Source organism: Bacteroides cellulosilyticus (assembly GCF_020091405.1).
Taxonomy (GTDB): Bacteria; Bacteroidota; Bacteroidia; order Bacteroidales; family Bacteroidaceae; genus Bacteroides.
The window spans coordinates 726,763-743,831 of sequence record NZ_CP081903.1; the positions used below are offsets into that span (position 1 = coordinate 726,763).

Consider the following 17,069-nt stretch of genomic DNA (forward strand, 5'->3'; position numbering starts at 1 on the left):
TCATGGGAGCTTTAAAAGAGTTTTTAAATATTCATTGTCAGGAAGAAGTCCTAAAGCGAATTTCACTAAATAGCGGGCATGTACATACTGCTGTCGACAATAGACCTTATCATCTTTCACAAAAGCTAATTGATTACCATTAAATGCTACAAGCAAGTACAGCTCCTCCTTATTTTCATCGACAAATTTTATCGCTATATTAGGTTCAAAAGGAGTTTTAACTATACTCCCACTCAGATCATAATTCAAGATATCTTGCAAAAAAAACTGTAGGATAGAATAATAGGATGCAGCAAGCTCACCAATTTTATAATCTATGGCGTACTGGGCAATCAATGTATCCTGTTCTGCTTTTTGGGGACGCATCTTATACCCTATCACTTCTGTTGGACTGTAAACAAACTGACATATTGTGTCACCTAATAAGACTACAACTTGACTGTCTGGAACGATTGAGTGATTATCTATCTTCCGTGGAATATTCTGACTACTTCTACAAGAAGCACAACAAAAAATGAACGCTGTAATAGACAGAAGAAGCATATATTTAGTTCTCATCTTTTTATATTTTTAAATGGATATTCTCGATATTAGGTGGTTATTCCACCTGTAAAATGCAAGTATTCTGTAGAAAGATGTCTATGTTTTCATTATGTTTCAAGTGCGTCTTCTCCAATTCCTCCTAAGACTGCTAAGCTTATTATACAACGAAACGTGGAACTGCATACTTTCATCTGTAGCCGAAGGTCCTAGGAAAACCCAACTACACAGACGACAGACAGCAATCCCACGCATAAGCGAGAGAACCACTGCACCAACATCTTGTGTAGTTTTGAAAATTTCCTAGGTTTTCGACTACAAGATGAAGCACAACGCTTCTTATTTTTTATCTAACAAATAAATCAGAATGCAACGCTTTCCATTCTCAACAAGCACAAAATTACAAAAAAGGTTTATATTAAAAAGGAAAAATTGATAAAAAATGTATCCGTAATTTACAATCCACAATATCTGTCATATCAAAAGGATTTAGCTATTTGTCCTGATAGGAATTCATTTCTTTTTCAGACATAATCTATCATCTTTAGTTGAACTAATATACTCATTATCTTCTATATTAAACAAATAAAGCTTGCATTTTGCAGAGTATTCAGCAAAAAACGTTTAAACTGTTTCATATATCGACTAAAAAATATCTACCTTTGCCCATCGACAACCCTTTTAATAACAGAATGATATGAGAACAGCAATTATCGGAGCAGGAAACATGGGCGGCTCTATAGCCCGTGGATTGGCAAAGGGAAGTATTATCCCCGCCTCGGATATCATAGTGTCTAATCCCTCACAAGGAAAGTTGGATGAACTGCAAGCGGAGTTTCCTGCTTTACAAATCACCCATGACAATCAGGAAGCCATCATCGGCGCCGAATTCATCATACTCGCTGTAAAACCGTGGCTTATCAAAGGTGTGCTGCGCGAACTGAAACTGAAAAGCAAACAAATTATCATTTCTGTTGCTGCAGGCATCAACTTTGAAGAGCTGGCTCACTACGTACCCGAACCGGAAATGACCATGTTCCGCATTATTCCTAACACCGCCATCAGCGAGATGGAAAGTATGACACTGATTGCCAGTCGTAATGCGACCAAAGAACAAGAACAACTGATGCTGGATATTTTCAATCAGATGGGACTTGCCATGCTGATTCCCGAGGAAAAATTCGCAGCCTGCACTTCCATGGCTTCCTGCGGAATCGCTTATGTGTTAAAATACATCCAGGCTGCCATGCAAGCCGGTATAGAAATGGGTGTTTATCCCAAAGATGCTATGAGAATGGTGGCTCAATCCGTAAAGGGAGCAGCCGAACTGATACTGAATAATGATACGCATCCCAGCGTAGAAATCGATAAAGTATGTACCCCCGGCGGTATTACCATCAAAGGTATCAATGAACTGGAACATGACGGCTATACATCCGCCATCATCAATGCTATCAAAGCGAGTAAGCAATAAGACTAACAATTAATTCATTAAATAAACAACCACATGGACGAACAAATTAAGCAAATAGCAGAACGCCTTCGCGGGCTTCGTGATGTACTGGAGCTGACCGCTGAAGACATTGCCCGTGAATGTGACATCTCCGCTGAAGAATACCGCCTCGCAGAGTCTGGAGAATTTGATATTTCTGTCAGCATGCTGCAAAAGATTGCACGCAGATACGGAGTCTCATTAGATGCACTGATGTTTGGCGAAGAACCGAAAATGAGTTCTTACTTCCTTACCCGTGCCGGAAAAGGTACCAGCATTGAACGTACCAAAGCCTACAAATACCAATCACTTGCCGCAGGCTTCATGAATCGTAGTGCTGATCCGTTTGTAGTAACCGTAGAACCGAAACCGGAGAGCGAACCGATACACTATAACAGCCATGCCGGACAAGAATTCACCCTTGTACTCGAAGGGCGCATGATGATAAGCATCGATGGCAAAGAGCTTATACTAAACGAAGGAGACAGCCTGTACTTCAATTCCAAATTGCCGCATGGCATGAAAGCACTGGACGGAAAAACGGTACGATTCCTGGCAATAATAATGTAATCATTAAATGAAGAATGAAAAATAAAGAATGAAGAATTGCCATGCGGCATACTTGCACGGTGCAACAAAATTCTTCATTCTTAATTCCTATAATTATGGTAGAAAGATTTTTATCACAAACCTCTTTCACTACACAAGAGGACTTTATCAAAAACTTTAAAATAAACGTACCGGAAGACTTCAACTTCGGATACGATGTAGTAGACGCCTGGGCTGCCGAACAACCTGACAAACCTGCATTGTTATGGACTAATGATAAGGGTGAACACCGGCAATTTACGTTTGCCGACATGAAACGTTATACGGACATGACCGCCTCGTATTTCCAAAGCCTCGGCATCGGCCATGGTGACATGGTAATGTTGATATTGAAACGCCGCTTTGAATTCTGGTACAGCACCATAGCTTTACATAAACTCGGTGCCGTCGTCATTCCCGCCACTCACTTGCTGACAAAGAAAGATATCGTGTACCGCTGTAACGCTGCGGACATCAAGATGATTGTTTGTGCAGGAGAATCGGTTATCACGGATCATATTGTAGCTGCCATGCCGGATTCCCCCAGCGTGAAGAAACTCGTCAGTGTAGGTCCCGAAGTAGCCGAAGGATTCGATGATTTCCACAAAGGGATCGAAAATGCCGCACCTTTCGTGAAGCCGGAACATCCGAATACGAATGAAGATATCTCACTGATGTACTTCACCAGCGGAACCACCGGTGAACCGAAAATGGTTGCCCATGACTTTACATATCCGTTGGGCCATATCGTTACCGGTAGTTTTTGGCACAACCTGACGGAAAACAGCCTACATCTCACCATCGCCGATACCGGTTGGGGGAAAGCTGTGTGGGGCAAACTTTACGGACAATGGATTGCCGGAGCAAATATATTTGTGTATGACCACGAGAAATTTACCCCTGCCGCCATCCTGGAGAAGATACAGGATTATCATGTAACTTCTCTCTGCGCACCTCCCACCATCTTCCGTTTCCTCATTCACGAAGATCTGACAAAGTACGATCTCTCATCACTGCAATATTGTACCATCGCCGGTGAAGCTTTGAACCCAGCTGTATTTGAGACCTTCAAGAAACTAACAGGCATCAAACTGATGGAAGGATTCGGACAGACAGAAACCACACTGACCATCGCTACCATGCCCTGGATGGAACCGAAACCGGGAAGTATGGGATTGCCTAATCCACAATACGATGTAGACCTGATAGACAATGACGGCCGTTCCGTAGAAGCTGGTGAACAGGGACAAATCGTAATCCGCACAGACAAGGGTAAACCACTGGGATTGTTCAAAGAGTATTACCGTGATCCGGAACGTACACACGAAGCCTGGAACAACGATATCTACTACACGGGAGACGTTGCCTGGAAAGATGAGGACGGTTATCTCTGGTTTGTAGGCCGTGCCGACGATGTGATCAAGAGCTCCGGTTACCGTATCGGCCCCTTCGAAGTGGAAAGTGCTCTGATGACGCACCCTGCCGTAATAGAATGTGCCATCACAGGCGTACCCGATGAAATCCGTGGTCAGGTAGTAAAAGCTACCATCGTACTGGCTAAAGAATATAAAGGGAAAGAAGGTGAAGAGCTTATCAAGGAATTGCAAAATCATGTGAAGAAAGTGACAGCCCCTTACAAATATCCGCGTGTGATTGAATTTGTAGACGAACTGCCGAAAACCATCAGTGGAAAGATCCGTCGGGTGGAAATCCGGAAGAACGATACGAAATAAGAAAAAAATATGAGGAATAAGCTACTTCTAAATCGTTTGCACCTTTTATGTTACTTTTTGATCGATTTGAGCTATTCGGTTTCCCGCAAACCACTTACATTTGCGACCGGAAAGTACAACTAAAAAGTTTAAAGCACATGATTACAAGTAGAAAGATTTCTCAGATTAACGTTTTCGCAGGTAGCCCCTGGGAAGTGGAAAGTGTGAAGCAATTGCTGAAGTCAGCTTACATCACCGCTTCAACAGAGGACAAAGGTAATGGCATTCACGTGTCTGTGCCTTGTCAGCAGTACACTGCCGCCATGCGGGTTATCAGTAACCGAAAGGCTTTATAAGACTGAAAAGAAAACGAAGTGAAAAAAGGACTGCCCGCCGGAAGATAATTCCGAACGGGCAGTTTTTTTATTAATAGATCACTTCTCCTCCTTCGGACTCTTCACTATATCGTATATCAAAGCGTCCCTCTGTTACACTCCCGCCACTGAACGTTCCACTGATAATCGTTCCGTTCATACGGGTGATATATGCCTTGCCATCTTCCAGTTTTACACCATCAAAACTGGCATTAATATAAGTACAGACAGCCCCCTGCCGTGGATTCACAAGCGTAAAATGCAAAGAACTGAAAACACCGGCGTCCGCACCAATCGTAACATAATGGTTACCGTCTTCATCGTAAGTACTGACATCCGGCTTTCCAAACCGCCCGGAAGTATGCACCCAGCCGTCTATCAAACAACCTAACGTATTTTGCCCCGTCGTCGTAGCTTCGGGCATCAGTGTCGGGTCCACCGACTTATCTTCCTCGCAGGCACAACAGAGAACCAGCAGGAACAGAAATAACAACTTTTTCATAACGCTCAAAAATGATAATTTAAACCGAAGACTAAAGATAACTGACCGAAATAACCGGTACCGGTTTTCGGATTTTCTACATTCCACCTCTCATCGTGATACTTCACCGAGTAGGTTTCCGTGCTGGATGCCAGCCAGTTCAGACGGGCCGAAGCTCCCCAATGGCTCGTCAGGAAATACTCGCCCGAGAGGGCCAGGTTACCTGCAAGTTTATCCATCGAAACATTCCGCGGCTTGCCATACACCTTACTCTTATCTTTATAAAACTGATAGCCTATTCCACCTGCCAACTGAAGTTGATAATGCTTCTTCACCATCGTCAAAGATACCTGCGGCGCCATGTAGTGCATCAGAATCTTGTCCGCCCCGGTGTCGTGCGTATTTTTATAGGAACTTCCCTGATACAGTGCTCCCACCCCGAACTTCAACTTCCGGCCGGCAACTTGTGCCAGATAGCTGACATCCCAAGCCACTCCTTTTCGTAAATCACTGCGATAGGCATCCGATCTGTCGGTGATTCCCATCAATTGTCCCAAATACCATGACGGTCCGGCATGAACAGAAAAAGAGGACCTTTTATCACCTGCACTTTGGGCGTACAGAGAGGTAGTTAACAATACCCCAACAAGAAAACAAAGCAAGTACTTCATAATGATTTGTATAGCGTTTTTCTTATTAAATGCAAAAAAATGAAAAGTACTGCACACCGACCGTTATTTCTGTTATCTTTTTCGTTCCACGTCTTGCGTACGGAAGAATGCTTCGGAATAGCGCGCTCCCCAAAGCTCATAACGCTCATACTGCGTCTCTACTTTACGGGCGAAGTTTTCCCAGTCCTTCTTCTCCAAAGGCGACCAGACATTTTCCGCCAGTGCTGACATACGTGGGAAAACGGCAAACTCCGCTTTCCAGGTAGTAGGGATATACTCAGTCCACAAGCACCCCTGCGCTCCCCAGACCAGTTTCTGTTGTTGCGTAGTCAGCGAATCGGGCACAATCTGAAAACCATATACTTTCTCCAGAGGCAACGGACCGCGCGGGCCGATTTCCGCTTGGGTACGGCTCTCTTTCAGATTGAAGTACGACCAGGCAGAGCAGGTGGATATGGTGCGGTGGTTCGTCTTCAACGCTTTCTTCCCAAATTCCGGACGGCGCCAGTTCATCACGATGCAATCTTCCGAAATACCTCCTTCAAGGATTTCATCCCAACCGATCAGCGTCTTTCCTTTACCATTCACCACATCCTGTACATAATGAACGAAGTAACTTTGCAATGCTTTCTCATCTTTCAGTCCGTGCTCACGCATGAATTGCTGCGTTTCTTCCGATTCCTGCCACCAACGCTTGGCACATTCGTCACCGCCCACATGGATGTATTGACCGGGAAACAAGTCACACAATTCGGAAAACACATCTTTTAGGAAGTCGAAAACTTCCGGTTTGGGAGCCAGCACGTTATTGAACTTATTGAAGATACCCCACGTCAGCGCTGCTTTCTTCGGCTCATCCGGCGTAGTACTAAATTGCGGATAGGTGGCAAGTACTGCCATGCAATGACCGGGGATATCTATTTCGGGTATCACCGTGATATAACGTTCGGCAGCATAGCGCACTATCTCGCGCACATCTTCGTGGGTATAATATCCGCCATAAGGCAATGGCTGGTATTTTCCCGGATAAAGTCCGAGGATTTCCCCTTCGCGTACGGAACCTTTCTCTGTCAGTTCCGGCCGGCATTTCATTTCAACACGCCAGGCCTGATCGTCCGTCAGATGCCAATGGAAGTAGTTAAGTTTATGAAGGGCAAGGTAATCAATATACTTTTTGATGAAATCTACGGGGAAGAAATGGCGTACCACATCCAAATGCATACCACGATAAGGGAAACGCGGATAGTCGTTAATTTTCACAGTCGGAAGGATAGGTAGCACACCTGCACGGGTGGGTAATAATTGTATAAGCGTCTGAATGCCATAGAATACACCCGTCTCGTCATTTCCTTCGACACGTACACCACCTACAGGGGTAATTTCTAACTGATAGCCTCCTGAAATTCCTCCATTCTTTTGGTTTATCAGAACGATACAAGGTTGTTCACCCGACTTTGGAAGTATTACTTCTATAGCAGACGACCTTTTCTTTCTGGATTTTCCAGACTTTGGGACTTCCGTTTGTAAGGGTATGCCGAGATAGCGATCCATATAATCAACCAAATAGGTAGCCGAAGATGCCAACACCGGTTCTGACATACGAATGACCGTATTACGTTGAATCAAATACTCTCCCTGTCCGGTTACAGTTATCTCCACCGGTTCGGGAATAATGCTAAAAGTTTTCTCCTGTGCCTGCCCGGCAAGCGCAGTTGCAGCAAAGGTTGCAGTCATAATTTTCTTTAAGTACATAGATGATGATGTATATTATATTGCAAATATAATCCTTTTGCAGAAAGATGTTTAAGATTTCCAACCTCTTTTTGACGAAAAAAGAAAGTATGACATTGAACAATACCACACAAGTGTTTAATGTATACCATACAAGTATTTCATATCTGTAACACAAGTGTTTTATTTACAGGATACAAGTATTACATAAGTACCCTAATAATAAGCCTTCCGTCCATATAGCAAGGTGATCAATCAATATTGAAAGAGTATAATTTAATATTATAGAGGCAAACAACTAGTTTGCATCGTGAAAATAAAACTGGGAGAATAATATCCTTCATTCTTCTCACTATGCCCTTCCACACGACTGCATTCCTTTATTCATCGGCCTTAGCGGGTGAAAGGGATAAAAGCACCCTTCCACCCGCTAAGGCCGATGAATAAGGAAGTGTAGAAGTGTGGAAGGGAATTAAGTTTTCATTGTTTTAAGTCAATAGATTAAAGAAGTACCAAAGCTTATGCACCATAATCTCACTTGCTCCTTGGATCTCATATAAAAGGACTTTCAGTCTGTAACACAACACATTAACAGTAGCCTTCATACATTTTTCCGGTTTACATCTTGGTTTACATGAACCGTATAATTCATAGGAAATGTCACTCAATTTAATGCTAAAGGATGCTTTTTCTTAAGAAGATATAGAAAAGAAAAGCTCCGCAAACACTTGGTTTACAGAGCTTTAAATGGTACTCGAAGCGGGACTTGAACCCGCACAGCCGCAATGGCCAAAGGATTTTAAGTCCTTCGTGTCTACCATTCCACCATTCGAGCATCCTATAAAGGAGAGCGGAAAACGAGACTCGAACTCGCGACCCTAACCTTGGCAAGGTTATGCTCTACCAACTGAGCTATTTCCGCAGGTCTTTTTTTGTAGAACGGGTGCAAAGATAAGGAGTTTCCCCGTTACAGCCAAATTTTTTACATAGAAAATGTTACAGTTTTATTAGTTCCTCACTTGCAAAGAAGTGCCGGACACAGTGACTTTATAATGCTTCAGATACTCTGTACCTTCCCCCGTAGGAAATCCGCCACTACTCAAATTATATTTGGTATGGCATTTAGGACATTCTGCCGTCCCCAATCCATCTTCCAAGACCTCTACCGAAACATTACGACTGGCCTCCACCGGACAAGCTGCATCATAAGCAACATAAGTATTCCCCTCTGAGAAAACACTCTGCCCGATAATCAATCCCGCATAGCCCACCGGCAGTCCATTTACATTCTTCTCTATCTTCAGAAACTGACCGGGAGTCGTAATCTTATAATAAGGAGACTGTGAAAGACTACATGAAAAATTAAAGGTAACGGAAGGAATGCTCGATTCGTAGGAATCACCACAACCGGTGACACACAACCAAAGCATTCCTATGACTATACAGAGTTTCCGCATACAATATCGTATTTATCGACCAAGCAAAGCTTTTTCAGCCACTTCCATTCCATGAAAATTGAAACCATCTACCACTTCCTGCATCAGCGCCGAGATTTCATCGTTACAGAGATTACCGATACTTCCCTCATGTGTGTGATGCACTTGCTTGCTGTGTGAGAAGTTTCCGGCTTCAATGTCCAATCCCACTTTCTTATAAGCATCCCGGAAAGGCATACCTTCGCGTGCCAAGCGGTTCACTTCTTCCACACTGAAAATAAGCAGGTATTTATCATCGTCGAGGATATGTTTGTTTACCTTTATCTCATTCATAATATAGGTAGTCATCTGCAAACAGTCTTTCAACTCTTGGAAAGCAGGCAAAAAGACTTCCTTAATAATCTGCAAATCCCGGAAATAGCCGGACGGCAAATTATTGGCAATCATCATGATCTGTTGTGGCAATGATTGCAGTTTATTGCATTTAGCACGCGTCAGTTCAAAGACATCCGGGTTCTTCTTATGGGGCATAATGCTGGAACCTGTCGTGCAATCATCAGGCAGCTTTACGAAACCGAAGTTCTGACTGTTGAACATACAAGCATCAAAAGCCAGTTTGGAAATAGTTCCGGCAATACTTGCCAAAGCAAAAGCTACATTACGTTCCATCTTGCCACGCCCCATCTGGGCATAAACAACATTATAGTTTAAAGAGTCAAAGCCCAACAAACGTGTTGTCATCGTACGATTCAATGGGAATGAGGAACCATACCCGGCAGCCGACCCCAAAGGATTACGATTACACATCTTGAATGCTGCCTGCAAAAAGAGCATATCATCCACCAGACTCTCGGCATAAGCGCCAAACCACAATCCGAAAGAAGACGGCATAGCTATCTGCAAATGAGTATACCCCGGCATCAGCACATCTTTAAAACGTTCACTCTGGCATATCAGCACATGAAACAGTTGTTCCACAGCTTCAGCAATCTCCTTAATCTGCGCACGCGTGAAAAGTTTCAGATCGAGCAACACCTGATCGTTGCGCGAACGACCACTATGTATCTTCTTACCTATATCACCCAATTTACGCGTCAGCATCAATTCTACCTGCGAGTGTACATCTTCCACTCCTTCTTCTATCACAAACTCCCCTTTCTCGGCAGCCGCATAGATATTTTTCAGTTCTTCAAGCAAAAGAGCCAGCTCTTCCTTCGTCAGCAGACCGATACTTTCGAGCATGGTGATGTGAGCCATAGAACCTACCACATCATGTTTAGCCAGATAAAGGTCCATCTCGCGATCACGTCCTACCGTGAAGCGTTCTATATCCTTATTTACCTGAACGGATTTCTCCCAAAGTTTCTGAGCCATTTATTTAGTGATTAATGGTTAGTGATTAATAGGGTATTATCGACAGCATATCCGCCATCTTTTCCAACCCTTCTTGCAAAGGTTTCTGGACCATACCTTTCATGAAAGGATTCAGTTCCAAGCCAATGGTCAATTTCAGTTTACATTCTGTTTCTGTTACCGGAACAATCTGTATCCACAGATTAAAGGGCAGTGGTGAAGTAGTTGTGGCAAACTTAATACACTTGCATGGTTCTTTCCCTACTATACTCAGCGCTATTTTACCCACGGGAGCTACTTCTATCATCATACTCTCCGAGTCAAAACTCAAGTTCTTTACTTTATCTTCCGGCAAGCTGTCTTTAAGCTTCTCCAGATTATTCAAATCAGATAGTTTCTCATAAACAGCCTCCTGTGAGGCAGGTATAGTTTTTACACTACTTTCAAATTTTGTCATATTTTGATTCTCTTTAAAAGACAAAAAAAGAACTATCCGGACAGAAACTATCCGAATGGCCCTTTTATCATATTAATTATTTTATAGTATAAACCGCCGTTACTTTCCAGCATCCCAATGTGCAGGGTCCTTACGCCATTCGTTCAGCGTTGCAATATCATCTTCTTCGATGTAACCCGTACGAAGTGCAACATCCAGAACCGCTTCATAATTCGTCAACGTCACCAAAGGAACTTTGGCATCCTTGAATGCTTTTTCTGCAACCGGGAAACCATAGGTATAAGCTGCAACCATACCGATTACTTCACATCCGTCGCGACGAATAGCTTCTACAGCCTTCAAGCTACTTCCACCTGTAGAAATCAAATCTTCAACCACCACAACTTTCATACCCGGGCGAAGCTCTCCTTCGATCAGGTTTTCCAATCCATGGTCTTTCGGGGTAGAACGTACATACACAAACGGCAAATTCAGCGCATCGGCAACTAAAGCCCCCTGAGGGATAGCGCCTGTTGCTACGCCGGCAATTGCATCCACCTGCCCGAAACGTTCCAATATCAAACGGGTAATCTCAATCTTTACAAAATTACGCAAAGAAGGATAAGAAAGTGTTTTGCGGTTATCACAGTAAAAGGGGGATTTCCATCCGGAAGCCCATGTAAAGGGATTTGCCGGTTGTAGTTTAATCGCTTTTATCTTCAGCAACTTCTCTGCGAATAGTTTTTCTAAAGTTCTCATAACTAAATTAGCTATTTATAGTAAATATGGCACAAAAATACAGAAACAGAACGAGAATAAAAAAAAGAATAAAGAGATTTTTCACTCAAAGTCGTCATTTTCGTCAGAAAGTTGTATACAATGACGAATATCTTTCATTTCAAAACCCCGACTCAGGGCAAAACGCTTCAATTTTCCATTCAACTCATACTCATTCTCCGCATGTATGCTTTTCCTTTTTGCAGTCAGCAACCTATCTAAAATAGACAAGTATTCTTCTTCATCTATTTCATTCAAGAACTGCCGGCATGTATTATAAGGAACTTTCTTCAATTGCAGTGCCTGCGCAATTTTCACTTTTCCCCATTTGGCAAAGCGATATTTATCATTCACAAAGGCACGGCAGAAGCGTTCTTCATCAATATATTTTTCATCTACCAACCGCTTGAGAATGCGGTCAATGGCATCATAGGGCAATCCCCAACGTTGTAGTTTTTCAGAAATCTCTGCACGGCAGTGTTCCGCTGCAGAGCAATAGGCAGCTACTTTATTCAGCGCCTCTGTTTCAGTAATATTCGTCATTTTTCGGCTATTACAAATCGATCATTATGAGAAATGTCCTTTTGGAGTCGGACAGCACGATATCCTGATTCACACAACATCGCTACAGTATCTTTTCCAAAAGCACGGTTAATTTCAAAATAAAGTTTTCCACCGGGCGTAAGCATCTCAAGTCCCAGCACGGCTATGCGACGATAAAAGCGCAAAGGATCTGTATCGGGCACAAACAATGCCAACGAAGGCTCCCAGTCCAGCACATTATGTTCCATCTCTTGTTTCTCAGCTTCAGTAACATAAGGCGGATTGCTCACAATTACATCATAACAGTCCGCCACACAAGGTTCATAGGTTAACACATCGCGCTGTTCGAACCGTACGGATGCCTGCAAAGCCTTACTATTAGTAGCAGCAATAGATAAAGCTTCTCCCGATACATCCCAAGCGGTGACTTGCGACTCCGGTAATTCTTTCGCCAAAGAGATGGCGATACAACCGCTACCTGTCCCAACGTCTAAAACACGAGAAACGGGAGAAAGTTCTTTCAACATCATCTCTACCAGCTCCTCGGTTTCCGGACGGGGAATGAGTACACCCGGAGCCACGCGAAAAGTTCTTCCCATGAAGCGGGCTTCCCCTAAAATATATTGTATCGGTTCAAAATTACGTAAACGGGCAAGAATGCTTTCCAATTCCTGTTCCTCTTTTACGGATAAAGTTATATCTTTGCCCAAATAATAATCTACTGTACGCTGCCCCAATATCTCGCAACAAATAAGCCTGGACAGATTGCCGGCTTCCTGCGGAATATAAAAATCCTGTAGTTTCTGACGGATGTAAGAGGCGGTAATATTCATAAATGGATATTTTTGGAGTGCAAAAGTAAGAATTATCCGAAAAGAAAGCACACATGGAAGAAGAAAAATACATGCGCCGCTGTATACAACTGGCGCGAAACGGACTTTGTAATGCAGCACCTAATCCGATGGTGGGGGCGGTAATCGTATGCGACGGGAAGATCATCGGTGAGGGCTATCATGTACGTTGCGGAGAAGCACACGCTGAAGTCAATGCTATTCGTTCCGTAAAAGAGACCTCATTACTAAAGCGTTCCACCATCTATGTGAGTCTGGAACCCTGCTCTCATCACGGGAAAACTCCCCCCTGTGCAGATTTGATTATTGAAAAACAAATCCCCCGTATCGTCATCGGCTGCCAGGACCCTTTTTCCAAGGTTGCCGGACGGGGCATACAGAAACTGAAAGATGCCGGACGAGAAGTAATCGTAGGAGTACTGGAAGACGAATGTCGACACCTAATCAAAAGATTCATAACCTTTCACACCTTGCACCGCCCATATATCACACTGAAATGGGCAGAATCCGCAGACGGGTTTATTGATTTATGCCGGACCGAAGGAAATCCTGTGATTCTATCCACTCCCTTGACCTCCATGCTGGTACATAAAAAGAGAGCAGAACATTCTGCCATTCTTGTAGGCACACGTACTGCTAAACTGGACAATCCATCTTTGAATGTACGCAACTGGTATGGGCGCTCTCCCATACGTCTCGTCATCGACCGGAAACAGAGTCTGTCTCCTACCCTTCATTTGTTTGACGGAAGTGTACTGACACTCGTCTTTACCGAACACTTTCAGGATGCTCTGCCCAACGTGGAATACCTCCCGATAGATTTCCAACAGGACATATTACCTCAGATCATGCAGATATTGTATGAGCGTGGTATTCAATCTCTGTTGGTGGAGGGCGGAAGCGCCTTGCTACAATCTTTCATCGATGCGGGGCTTTGGGATGAAGCGTATGTTGAAGAAAGTCCCAGATCACTGATATCCGGTGTTAAAGCTCCTGAAATGAACGATAAAATTAGTTATGCCAGTGAGCAATCTTTCGGCAGAAGTATACGGCATTACACAGCAACGAAATAGTCCGAATTACCTCATTTTGATGCTTTTTTATCGAGAAAAACAGGGGTATTATCTATAATTTTATATAAAACTTCCCCGGGATGCTGATTATAGAAAAAAATGTTCCTATTTTTGCAACTTGTAAATAAACACTATCTTTAGAAAATGAAAATAAAGTTTTTATCCGTAATACTGAGTTTTCTTCTTATGTCAATTGCCATAAGTTCGTGTCTTGACTCAGATGAAAATTATGAATATAGTTCCGATGCGACGATACGTGCCTTTGGTATTGATAGTATAACAAAAGGCGTATATTATAAGTTTACGATTGACCAGTTGAAAAGAGAAATTTATAATGTAGACTCGCTTCCTATGGGTGCTGATTCCATCATAAAACGTATCTTAATCGACACACTGACGGTAACAGGATGGGTAACTTCAGGTCTGAATGATACTGTATTCAACATGAACGACTCGGTTGACCTGAGAGAACCGATCAAACTAAAAGTACATGCAGCCGACGGAATCACTACCCGCGAATATACCATCAAGGTAAATGTTCACACACAGGATCCGGACTCACTGATTTGGAGAGAGATGCCATCACTGCCCGTTTCTCCGGCTTCCGGAAAACAAAAGTCTGTAGTACTGAATAAAAATTTAATTATCTACACCTCTACTACGACAGCCTATCGCAGTTCCGTAGAAAATCCTGCCAGCCTTCAATGGGGAAGCCCGATCACAATCAACGGTCTACCTTCAGATGCAAAATTAACTTCTATCGTTCATTTCAACAACCGATTATACATCACCACAGAGAGTGGGAAAGCGTTCGATTCCGACAACGGTATTGATTGGGCCGAAATGGATGTGCAAGGAATGCAGATGGTGACATTCGTAGCAGGTATTCCGGAAGACGCCGTAACGGGAAGTAAGAACAAACTTGCCGGCATCTTCACGAAAGATGGCGCCTATTACTTCTGCGCGAGAAATGCAGAAGAAACGGAATGGCAACCGAGTGAAGAGATTGTTCCTTCAGATTTCCCGCTGGAAGGTATATACTCCACTGTATTCACAAATGCAAGTGGCATCAAGCAAACAGTGATAGTGGGCAATACGGAAGAAACAGCCAAAGCGACAGTACCTTGGTCCACAATGGACGGGCTTACTTGGGTTGACATAAATACGCCTTCAGACTTTTTCTGTCCGGTCATGAAGAATCCGTCAATCATGTACTACGGAGGCTTATTCCACATGATGGGTGGAGATTTCAATATAATCCGTTCTTCCCTCGTAGGAATAGCTTGGAACGAAGCTGCCACGAAATTCCGGTACCCGACAAAGATTGAAATAGAAAAGGGTGAAGGCACAGATGCTAAAGATACGATTAAGTATATAAGTTTATTCAAAGACAAGGGAGATTACTCTCTGACCATTGACGCAAACCATTATATTTGGATTGTATGGAGCAGCGACGGTTCTGTTTGGCGTGGGCGTCTAAACAAACTGGGTTTCAAGCAACAATAATAAAATAGTCAAATTTCCGTTTCCTTATATAATTAAGGAGTAACAAGAAAACGGTATGACTATTATAAGAAATATAAAAATAGTATTTTGCCTGCTCATGTTCCCATTCTGTTGTGCCATGGCACAGGAAGAATATACTTGGGAGATGGGAGGAGCCATTGGAGGAAGTTTTTATATGGGAGATGCAAATAGCAGCATCCCGTTTAAAGACACAGGTATAGCGGGAGGTTTTATAGCCCGGTACTTACTGAATCCACACATGGCAATAAAAGGCAATCTGACAGCCGGCAGGATTTCCGGTGACACGAGAGATTTCAAAAATGTGTATCCGAATGGAGAGTATGCCACTTTCAAACGGACTATAATCGATTTGGGAGCACAGTTTGAATATAACTTTTTGGGATATGGTATCGGTAATACGTACCGGGGTGACCGTCGGTTTACACCTTATATATTAGGTGGATTGGGTTTTACGTTTGCACCAAAGCCTGTAAAGACGGTCTTTACGATGAACATCCCCATAGGAGTGGGAATAAAATTCAAAGCAACCCCACGCATCAATATAGGATGCGAGTTTACGATGCGGTTCAGCCTTAGCGACCAGTTGGATGTTACTCAACGGGAAGGTTTGCAACTGGAAGATCCATACCAGATAAAAGGAAAAGGTTGGAAGAATAAAGACAGTTATGCATTTACCGTCTTTTTCGTCACCTACGACCTCTTCCCAAGATGTAAGGAATGTAACAACTAAAAAAGATGCAATATAAAGAACAAATTGATTTGAGCCGGATACCCCAGCATGTGGCGATTATCATGGATGGCAACGGACGATGGGCGAAGCAGCGCGGACACGAGCGCAGCTACGGACATCAGGTCGGTGCAGAAACCGTCCATGTAATAGCCGAAGAGGCAGCCAGACTGGGCATCAGATATCTGACCCTATATACGTTCTCAACCGAAAACTGGAACCGCCCGACAGATGAAGTGGCAGCCTTGATGAGCCTTCTTTTCGACTCCATCGAAGAGGATACGTTCATGAAGAACAACATCAGTTTCCGGATCATCGGAGATATAGAAAAGTTACCCGCAAATGTACAGACACGTTTATACAATTGCGTAGAAAATACTTCTAAGAATACAGGTATGTGCCTGGTACTTGCACTCAGCTACTCTTCACGTTGGGAAATCACAGAAGCCAGCCGGCAAATTGCCGCTTTGGTGCAGAAAGGAGAATTGACACCCGAACAGATCGACTGCGATTTAATGTCAAAGCACCTGACTACCCACTTCATGCCTGATCCCGACTTGCTGATACGCACCGGTGGAGAAATCCGTCTGAGTAATTACCTTCTTTGGCAATGCGCGTATTCGGAACTTTATTTTTGTGAAACCTATTGGCCCGATTTTCGGGAAGAGGAACTTTGCAAAGCCATTTGCGACTACCAGAGACGGGAACGCAGATTTGGCAAAACCAGTGAACAAATCAGTTAAACTCAAACATATTT

At 43.3% G+C, this 17,069-nt stretch carries 18 protein-coding genes and 2 tRNA genes; 8 read left to right on the forward strand and 12 right to left on the reverse strand.

The window, feature by feature from the left end:
- Window positions 1-558: a hypothetical protein gene (locus K6V21_RS02550; RefSeq protein ID WP_224320767.1), complete on the reverse strand. Its 558-nt coding sequence runs from the start codon at window positions 556-558 to the stop codon at window positions 1-3.
- A gap of 679 nt (window positions 559-1,237) precedes the next feature.
- On the opposite strand from K6V21_RS02550, the gene proC reads away from it, so the two are divergent.
- From proC to K6V21_RS02570, 4 genes are all read left to right on the forward strand, one after another.
- Entirely contained in the window at window positions 1,238-2,014 is a 777-nt protein-coding gene (gene proC, locus K6V21_RS02555) for a pyrroline-5-carboxylate reductase (RefSeq protein ID WP_025725745.1), read from the forward strand.
- A gap of 33 nt (window positions 2,015-2,047) precedes the next feature.
- Window positions 2,048-2,602: a helix-turn-helix domain-containing protein gene (locus K6V21_RS02560; protein ID WP_224320768.1), complete on the forward strand. Its 555-nt coding sequence runs from the start codon at window positions 2,048-2,050 to the stop codon at window positions 2,600-2,602.
- Window positions 2,603-2,697: 95 nt separating this feature from the next.
- Window positions 2,698-4,353: an AMP-binding protein gene (locus K6V21_RS02565; protein WP_217712418.1), complete on the forward strand. Its 1,656-nt coding sequence runs from the start codon at window positions 2,698-2,700 to the stop codon at window positions 4,351-4,353.
- 137 nt (window positions 4,354-4,490) lie between these two features.
- The gene (locus K6V21_RS02570) at window positions 4,491-4,688 is read left to right on the forward strand and encodes a DUF2007-related protein (RefSeq protein WP_025725744.1); all 198 of its coding nucleotides are present in this window, start codon (window positions 4,491-4,493) and stop codon (window positions 4,686-4,688) included.
- 70 nt (window positions 4,689-4,758) lie between these two features.
- Here the strand turns inward: K6V21_RS02570 and K6V21_RS02575 are convergent, their stop codons facing one another.
- The 11 genes from K6V21_RS02575 to prmC all read right to left on the reverse strand — a co-directional run bounded on the left by K6V21_RS02575 (window position 4,759) and on the right by prmC (window position 12,967).
- Entirely contained in the window at window positions 4,759-5,208 is a 450-nt protein-coding gene (locus K6V21_RS02575; protein WP_217712420.1) for a hypothetical protein, read from the reverse strand.
- Between the two features lie 5 nt (window positions 5,209-5,213).
- Window positions 5,214-5,858 (reverse strand): hypothetical protein, encoded by a 645-nt coding sequence (locus K6V21_RS02580; protein ID WP_217712421.1) that lies wholly within the window; start codon window positions 5,856-5,858, stop codon window positions 5,214-5,216.
- A 72-nt stretch (window positions 5,859-5,930) separates the two neighbouring features.
- On the reverse strand, window positions 5,931-7,592 hold the full coding sequence (locus tag K6V21_RS02585; protein WP_224320769.1) for a beta-N-acetylhexosaminidase: 1,662 nt from the start codon (window positions 7,590-7,592) through the stop codon (window positions 5,931-5,933).
- Between the two features lie 745 nt (window positions 7,593-8,337).
- A tRNA-Leu gene (locus K6V21_RS02590) sits at window positions 8,338-8,424 on the reverse strand.
- 14 nt (window positions 8,425-8,438) lie between these two features.
- Window positions 8,439-8,511: transfer RNA gene (locus K6V21_RS02595), tRNA-Gly, on the reverse strand.
- Between the two features lie 85 nt (window positions 8,512-8,596).
- Complete coding sequence (locus tag K6V21_RS02600) at window positions 8,597-9,046, reverse strand: Rieske (2Fe-2S) protein (protein ID WP_217712423.1); 450 nt, start codon at window positions 9,044-9,046, stop codon at window positions 8,597-8,599.
- A 12-nt stretch (window positions 9,047-9,058) separates the two neighbouring features.
- Window positions 9,059-10,399 carry an argininosuccinate lyase gene (gene argH, locus K6V21_RS02605; RefSeq protein WP_224320770.1) on the reverse strand — a complete coding sequence of 447 codons (1,341 nt, stop codon included), beginning with the start codon at window positions 10,397-10,399 and terminating at the stop codon, window positions 9,059-9,061.
- A gap of 25 nt (window positions 10,400-10,424) precedes the next feature.
- On the reverse strand, window positions 10,425-10,835 hold the full coding sequence (locus tag K6V21_RS02610; protein WP_217712425.1) for an SRPBCC family protein: 411 nt from the start codon (window positions 10,833-10,835) through the stop codon (window positions 10,425-10,427).
- Window positions 10,836-10,934: 99 nt separating this feature from the next.
- Entirely contained in the window at window positions 10,935-11,573 is a 639-nt protein-coding gene (pyrE, locus tag K6V21_RS02615) for an orotate phosphoribosyltransferase (protein ID WP_007210602.1), read from the reverse strand.
- Window positions 11,574-11,654: 81 nt separating this feature from the next.
- A complete protein-coding gene (locus K6V21_RS02620; RefSeq protein WP_224320771.1) occupies window positions 11,655-12,134 on the reverse strand; it encodes a regulatory protein RecX in 480 nt (159 codons plus the stop codon).
- Window positions 12,131-12,967: a peptide chain release factor N(5)-glutamine methyltransferase gene (gene prmC / locus K6V21_RS02625; RefSeq protein ID WP_224320772.1), complete on the reverse strand. Its 837-nt coding sequence runs from the start codon at window positions 12,965-12,967 to the stop codon at window positions 12,131-12,133. The genes K6V21_RS02620 and prmC overlap by 4 nt, the downstream gene beginning before the upstream one ends.
- A 53-nt stretch (window positions 12,968-13,020) precedes the next feature.
- On the opposite strand from prmC, the gene ribD reads away from it, so the two are divergent.
- The 4 genes from ribD (at window position 13,021) to K6V21_RS02645 (ending at window position 17,055) form a co-directional block, all read left to right on the forward strand.
- The gene (gene ribD / locus K6V21_RS02630; protein ID WP_217712428.1) at window positions 13,021-14,058 is read left to right on the forward strand and encodes a bifunctional diaminohydroxyphosphoribosylaminopyrimidine deaminase/5-amino-6-(5-phosphoribosylamino)uracil reductase RibD; all 1,038 of its coding nucleotides are present in this window, start codon (window positions 13,021-13,023) and stop codon (window positions 14,056-14,058) included.
- Between the two features lie 144 nt (window positions 14,059-14,202).
- On the forward strand, window positions 14,203-15,564 hold the full coding sequence (locus K6V21_RS02635; RefSeq protein WP_224320773.1) for a DUF6242 domain-containing protein: 1,362 nt from the start codon (window positions 14,203-14,205) through the stop codon (window positions 15,562-15,564).
- A 55-nt stretch (window positions 15,565-15,619) separates the two neighbouring features.
- Window positions 15,620-16,315 carry a DUF6089 family protein gene (locus K6V21_RS02640; protein ID WP_224320774.1) on the forward strand — a complete coding sequence of 232 codons (696 nt, stop codon included), beginning with the start codon at window positions 15,620-15,622 and terminating at the stop codon, window positions 16,313-16,315.
- A gap of 5 nt (window positions 16,316-16,320) precedes the next feature.
- Window positions 16,321-17,055 carry an isoprenyl transferase gene (locus K6V21_RS02645; RefSeq protein ID WP_007217075.1) on the forward strand — a complete coding sequence of 245 codons (735 nt, stop codon included), beginning with the start codon at window positions 16,321-16,323 and terminating at the stop codon, window positions 17,053-17,055.
- Window positions 17,056-17,069: the final 14 nt, after the last annotated feature.

What these genes read in the sequence shown, in the direction of transcription:
- argH (WP_224320770.1), bottom strand. Translation starts at nt 10,399, where the DNA reads ATGGCTCAGAAACTTTGGGAGAAATCCGTTCAGGTAAATAAGGATATA.
- K6V21_RS02645 (WP_007217075.1), top strand. Translation starts at nt 16,321, where the DNA reads ATGCAATATAAAGAACAAATTGATTTGAGCCGGATACCCCAGCATGTG.
- K6V21_RS02585 (WP_224320769.1), bottom strand. Translation starts at nt 7,592, where the DNA reads ATGACTGCAACCTTTGCTGCAACTGCGCTTGCCGGGCAGGCACAGGAG.
- K6V21_RS02600 (WP_217712423.1), bottom strand. Translation starts at nt 9,046, where the DNA reads ATGCGGAAACTCTGTATAGTCATAGGAATGCTTTGGTTGTGTGTCACC.
- proC (WP_025725745.1), top strand. Translation starts at nt 1,238, where the DNA reads ATGAGAACAGCAATTATCGGAGCAGGAAACATGGGCGGCTCTATAGCC.
- prmC (WP_224320772.1), bottom strand. Translation starts at nt 12,967, where the DNA reads ATGAATATTACCGCCTCTTACATCCGTCAGAAACTACAGGATTTTTAT.
- pyrE (WP_007210602.1), bottom strand. Translation starts at nt 11,573, where the DNA reads ATGAGAACTTTAGAAAAACTATTCGCAGAGAAGTTGCTGAAGATAAAA.
- K6V21_RS02640 (WP_224320774.1), top strand. Translation starts at nt 15,620, where the DNA reads ATGACTATTATAAGAAATATAAAAATAGTATTTTGCCTGCTCATGTTC.
- K6V21_RS02635 (WP_224320773.1), top strand. Translation starts at nt 14,203, where the DNA reads ATGAAAATAAAGTTTTTATCCGTAATACTGAGTTTTCTTCTTATGTCA.
- K6V21_RS02560 (WP_224320768.1), top strand. Translation starts at nt 2,048, where the DNA reads ATGGACGAACAAATTAAGCAAATAGCAGAACGCCTTCGCGGGCTTCGT.
- K6V21_RS02565 (WP_217712418.1), top strand. Translation starts at nt 2,698, where the DNA reads ATGGTAGAAAGATTTTTATCACAAACCTCTTTCACTACACAAGAGGAC.
- K6V21_RS02550 (WP_224320767.1), bottom strand. Translation starts at nt 558, where the DNA reads ATGAGAACTAAATATATGCTTCTTCTGTCTATTACAGCGTTCATTTTT.
- K6V21_RS02570 (WP_025725744.1), top strand. Translation starts at nt 4,491, where the DNA reads ATGATTACAAGTAGAAAGATTTCTCAGATTAACGTTTTCGCAGGTAGC.
- K6V21_RS02610 (WP_217712425.1), bottom strand. Translation starts at nt 10,835, where the DNA reads ATGACAAAATTTGAAAGTAGTGTAAAAACTATACCTGCCTCACAGGAG.
- K6V21_RS02575 (WP_217712420.1), bottom strand. Translation starts at nt 5,208, where the DNA reads ATGAAAAAGTTGTTATTTCTGTTCCTGCTGGTTCTCTGTTGTGCCTGC.
- K6V21_RS02620 (WP_224320771.1), bottom strand. Translation starts at nt 12,134, where the DNA reads ATGACGAATATTACTGAAACAGAGGCGCTGAATAAAGTAGCTGCCTAT.
- K6V21_RS02580 (WP_217712421.1), bottom strand. Translation starts at nt 5,858, where the DNA reads ATGAAGTACTTGCTTTGTTTTCTTGTTGGGGTATTGTTAACTACCTCT.
- ribD (WP_217712428.1), top strand. Translation starts at nt 13,021, where the DNA reads ATGGAAGAAGAAAAATACATGCGCCGCTGTATACAACTGGCGCGAAAC.